Source organism: Acinetobacter sp. UBA5934, from assembly GCF_002430855.1.
Lineage (GTDB): Bacteria > Pseudomonadota > Gammaproteobacteria > Pseudomonadales > Moraxellaceae > Acinetobacter.
In genome coordinates this window covers 1-4,910 of sequence record NZ_DJDC01000077.1, presented here as the reverse complement: position 1 = coordinate 4,910, position 4,910 = coordinate 1, and the positions used below count along the sequence as shown (strand labels likewise).

General features: G+C 41.5%; 3 protein-coding genes and 1 pseudogene. 3 read left to right on the top strand and 1 reads right to left on the bottom strand.

Features of this window, described 5'->3' with window-relative positions; translation table 11 throughout:
• Window positions 1–16: 16 nt before the first annotated feature.
• Window positions 17–1,156: pseudogene (locus tag B2Y23_RS05680) on the top strand (lytic murein transglycosylase); the annotation flags it as partial.
• An 83-nt stretch (window positions 1,157–1,239) separates the two neighbouring features.
• Here B2Y23_RS05680 and B2Y23_RS05675 read toward each other — a convergent pair.
• The gene (locus tag B2Y23_RS05675) at window positions 1,240–2,367 is read right to left on the bottom strand and encodes an anhydro-N-acetylmuramic acid kinase (RefSeq protein WP_291357449.1); all 1,128 of its coding nucleotides are present in this window, start codon (window positions 2,365–2,367) and stop codon (window positions 1,240–1,242) included.
• A 63-nt stretch (window positions 2,368–2,430) separates the two neighbouring features.
• Between B2Y23_RS05675 and tyrS the strand changes: the two genes are divergently transcribed.
• Together tyrS and B2Y23_RS05665 are read left to right on the top strand one after the other, a co-directional pair.
• Window positions 2,431–3,663 (top strand): tyrosine--tRNA ligase, encoded by a 1,233-nt coding sequence (gene tyrS / locus B2Y23_RS05670; RefSeq protein ID WP_291357451.1) that lies wholly within the window; start codon window positions 2,431–2,433, stop codon window positions 3,661–3,663.
• Window positions 3,664–4,183: 520 nt separating this feature from the next.
• Entirely contained in the window at window positions 4,184–4,477 is a 294-nt protein-coding gene (locus B2Y23_RS05665; RefSeq protein ID WP_291357452.1) for a hypothetical protein, read from the top strand.
• Window positions 4,478–4,910: the final 433 nt, after the last annotated feature.

The window sequence follows — 4,910 nt, the reverse complement described above, 5'->3', positions numbered from 1 at the left end:
CGCTCTTCCGATCTAATGTATTGCAAACCTACGTAATCAAGCTGTGACTTCGGGAGTAAGTGGCTCTAGTTATGATCGCTATACACAAAATTTAGTGCCTGATTATTCCGTGATTGAAAAACTGAATTATCAACCAGAATTTTCTACGCCAATCTGGGATTATTTATCCGGTCTGGTGGATGAAGAGCGCGTACAGCTCGGACGTCAAAAACTGGCTCAGCACCGTGAAGTTTTAAATCGTGTTGCAGCGGCCTATGGTGTGCCGGCTGAAACCGTAGTTGCGGTTTGGGGTGTGGAAAGTAACTTTGGTGACATTTCCGGAAGTTATCCTTTATTGCAGGCTTTGGGGACTTTAAGTTGTGAAGGGCGTCGTCAGAGTTATTTCCGTGGAGAATTTTTTACCACGATGCGAATTCTACAACGCGGTGATTTAACCGAGCAGCAAATGAAAGGCTCGTGGGCAGGGGCATTTGGTCATACCCAGTTTATGCCTTCAACCTATGAAGAGCTGGCGGTGGATTTTGATGGCGATGGCCGTCGTGATCTGGTGTCGAGTACCACAGATGCTTTGGCTTCAACCGCAAATTTCCTGAAAAAACGTGGCTGGCAAACTGGCATGCCTTGGGGTTTTGACGTCAAAAATCCTGAAGGGATGTCTATCGCGGGCGAAAGCCGTCGTAATAAAAAGGCTTTGAGTAACTGGGTCAGCCAAGGGGTGGTGCGCGCTGACGGTACACCATTAATTCAAGGTAATTTAACTGAATCATCTACTGCGGGCCTCATGGCACCTGCAGGCGCAAATGGACCGGTATTTTTAGTCTTCAAGAACTTTGATGCTATATATAGTTATAACGCGGCAGAAAGTTATGCTTTAGCAATTGCGCATTTGTCTGATCGTTTACAGGGTCAGGGTGGGTTTAGTAAAGCCTGGCCTACTGATGATCCGGGAACATCGCGTGCTGAACGTCGCGAGATCCAGCAATTTTTATTGAATAAAGGTTATGCCATTGGTGCGGCAGACGGGTTGATCGGTGATAAAACCCGTCAAGCCATTCGCCAGGAACAAACGCGTTTGGGTTTAAGTCCAACCGGTCGTGCTGGTCAGCAAATTTTAAATGCTTTCCGCAGTGAAAATGCTAAAAAGATGATGCAATAAATAATGATATAAAAGTATAGAACTAAAAAAGGTCTGCTTGATGCAGACCTTTTTTTATACTGAAGCTTTGCATCAAAAAATGCTTAAACTGCAGTCATGCTTCCCAAAAGACGATAGCCAGCTGCACCAGTGACTGCGGGTAAGTTACCGCTTTGCTGATTGACAAAACGCATAGCCAACCAGGCAAATGCAGTGGCTTCCACCCAGGTTGGGCTGAGTCCTAAATCGTCAGTGGTTTGTACTGTCCACTCGTGTTTGCGTAAACGCCAGCGCAGTTGCTCAAGCAGGTTCGAGTTATAGGCACCACCACCGCAGACATAGACTTCGCCAGTTGCCATTTCAGAACGGTAAATAGCTTTTTTAATGGCACGGGTGGTGAGTTTCATTAAGGTTGCCTGAACATTTTCAGGGGTATCTTCTAACTCATCATATTCAAGGTCATTGCGCCAATCGAGAATCTGTTCATCTAGCCATTCAAGGTTAAAGTCTTCACGGCCAGTACTTTTAGGGGGTTCTTTGGAGAAAAACTCATGCGCCTGCAAGCGGTCAAGCAGGCTGCGGATCGGTTGTCCGTAGGCTGCCCAGTTACCATTTTCATCATAAGGCTGACCGGTATAACGGTGACACCAGGCATCCATCAGGATGTTGGCAGGGCCGGTGTCAAAACCAAATACGTGTTCAGGCTTGCCCGCAGGCAACATACTGACATTGGCAATCCCGCCTAAATTCAGAATCACCCGATGAATGCTGTCATGCTGAAACAGGGCTTGATGAAATGCAGGCACCAAAGGCGCACCTTGGCCGCCAGCTGCCATATCACGACGACGAAAATCTGAAATGACCGGAATCTGCGTCATTTCAGTAATAATGTTGGGATCACCAATTTGCAAGGTGAAGCCATGTTCAGGACGGTGACGGATGGTTTGTCCATGCGAACCGATGGCTTTAATTTGACTGCGATCTAAGTGGTTGTTTTCAATGAGCGTATTAATACCCTGACCAATCATGCTGGCTAAAGCCACGTCAGCCTTACCCATACGGTCAATTTCATTATCGCCCGGTAGGGTGAGCGCCATCAGTTCATCACGAAGATCGGGATCAAATGGCAAGGTGAGGGTCGCATGAAGCTGTAAGGGATCAAAAGAAGCAGCAACAATATCGACACCATCCATGCTCGTGCCGGTCATTACCCCAATATAGATCGCTGTCATGATTATTCTTAAGCCTGCAATGTGCTGAAAAAGTGTTAGTATATCGCACAAATTGAATAACTGATGTGTTTGGGTTTTGTGATGTCAAATTTCCTGCCGGCTGAAGAACAACTTGCCCTCATTCAACGAGGCACGCATGAAATTATTTCCGAAGAAGATCTTCTGAAGAAGTTAAAAGAAAATCGTCCGCTTAAAATTAAAGCGGGTTTTGACCCGACTGCACCTGATTTGCATTTAGGTCATACGGTTTTAATTAATAAATTGAAAGTGTTTCAGGATTTGGGACATGAAGTGTATTTCCTGATTGGTGATTACACTGCCATGATTGGCGATCCAACAGGTAAAAGCGCGACTCGTCCGCCATTGTCCCGCGAGAAAGTGCTGGAAAATGCAAAAACTTATCAAGAACAAGTATTTAAAATTCTTGATCCGGCTAAAACCAAAGTTGTATTTAACTCTGAATGGTTTGCTGAAAAATCTGCGGCTGATTTAATTCAATTGGCTTCACAGCAAACAGTGGCGCGTATGCTGGAACGTGATGACTTCACCAAGCGTTATAACAGCCATCAGCCGATTGCAATTCATGAGTTTTTGTATCCATTGGTTCAGGGTTATGACTCAGTCGCATTACAGGCTGACGTAGAGTTGGGTGGTACAGACCAAACCTTTAACCTGTTGATGGGCCGTACCCTGCAAGGTCGTTATGACCAAGAATCACAAGTCTGTATTACGGTACCGATTCTTGAAGGTTTAGATGGCGTGAATAAAATGTCTAAATCTTTGGGTAATTATATTGCCGTATTTGATGCTCCGGGTGCGATGTATCAAAAAGTCCTTTCAATGCCCGATTCCTTGATCGAGCGTTACTTTGATTTATTAAGTTTTAAATCAATTGAAGAAATTCAAGGCTTGTTAAAAGAAGTGGCGGAAGGCCGTAACCCTCAAGAAGTGAAAAAGATTCTTGCACTTGAACTGGTTGAGCGTTTCCATGGTGCCGAAGCTGCGGCAACTGCACATAAAGGCGCTGGTAACCTGATTACTGAAGGTGAACTTCCAGAAGGTACGCCAGAAGTCACCATTTCACGTGCTGAATTTGGGGGCGAAATCTTTATTACCTCTATTTTACGTGCTGCTGGTTTAACTAAAAATGCGGCTCAAGCCAAAGATGCGATCGGTCGTGGTGCTGTTAAAGTCGACTGGAATGTGGTTGATGCCAATTTTTCTGTGAAAGAGAACGTGACTTTGATTGTTCAGGCCAGCAAAAAAGCAATTGCAAAAGTGACCTTTGTGGACTAATTAATATTCTAAGTTATTGAAATAAAAGCAGGCTTTGGCCTGCTTTTATTTTGTGTGCTGTATATTAATATTTTAAATAATCAAATTCAAAAAAAAGCTTATAAAAACAAGAGTTAAATTTTGCCAAATAGATTGCATTATTTTTTTCTTATGTATAAGATTTATCCATCTAGACTTTGTGTAGAAAACATATCTAGAGGGTAAGCGTAATAAGAAAAGCTCCACAATTTTTAAGTCTCTTCCCCAAGGGACTTTTTTTAAATTTTTGAAGATAACTATAATAATGACATGATGGATCGAATAAAGATTCAATTCTAAGGAAGAGATTTTGGGAGAGATCTCTTCCTTTTTTATTTCCAAAATTTCTTTTTTTCTTTTAATCATCACATTTTTTATTGGCTTTAAATGCAGTATTAGATAGCCTGATAGAGACTGACATCCAAAAAATTATCAGTATGCTGAGCAGATGAGGTCTCAAAGAAGATCTATAAATTGATAAAAAAGAGGGTAATCAGCGTTTATGTACCAATATCAGACTCAGGATAATTTTGATCAGGAAATTGATTTCATTTTACGTTTTCTATTTGAATACGACACACCTGAACAGAAGCAGGGATCTTTTAATCAAGCCTATGCTTTTTTACAGCGTTTGGATATTGCCTCGCACTATCTTCTATTTTCACTGGTCAAAGAGCGTTTACCGCGCCGAGCTAAATTATTATTTGCTGCTGAGGATTATCAGGGTAAGAAAGAAGTGATTGAAGAAGTCATGCAGCACTGGCTAAGACCGAACACTTCCCTATATGTAGCTTAAGCAGTTTTAATATTCTATTAGGCTTTATATAGGTCGAAATCAGATTGTATAACTTATATGGCGTTTAATGAATATGAGTCGCTTCTTTTAACTCTTTAAAACGTGGAGTTGAAAGAAAATTTTATCTAAAAGGGGCAGTTTGATTCTATTCAGTTGTCTCATATCTATAAGTTGGATAGAAAATAGTAAAATATGCGATTTGCTATCAATGGATTCCAAAAAAATCTGGAGACAACGTCGAAATGTTACGGTCTTATTGAAATTCCGCCTGTTTTTAATCGCTAATAGGTCTTAATAAAAATAGCTGTTTTAAAATGAATTGCACTGAATACAGGTTTTATTTCATAAAAATGGTCAAATTTTAGATAAAAAAGCGATTTTTTAACGAAATTCGTAGAAAAAAGATACATACGTGAAAAATATAGTGAATTGG

What these genes read in the sequence shown, in the direction of transcription:
- B2Y23_RS05675 (WP_291357449.1), bottom strand. Translation starts at nt 2,367, where the DNA reads ATGACAGCGATCTATATTGGGGTAATGACCGGCACGAGCATGGATGGT.
- tyrS (WP_291357451.1), top strand. Translation starts at nt 2,431, where the DNA reads ATGTGTTTGGGTTTTGTGATGTCAAATTTCCTGCCGGCTGAAGAACAA.
- B2Y23_RS05665 (WP_291357452.1), top strand. Translation starts at nt 4,184, where the DNA reads ATGTACCAATATCAGACTCAGGATAATTTTGATCAGGAAATTGATTTC.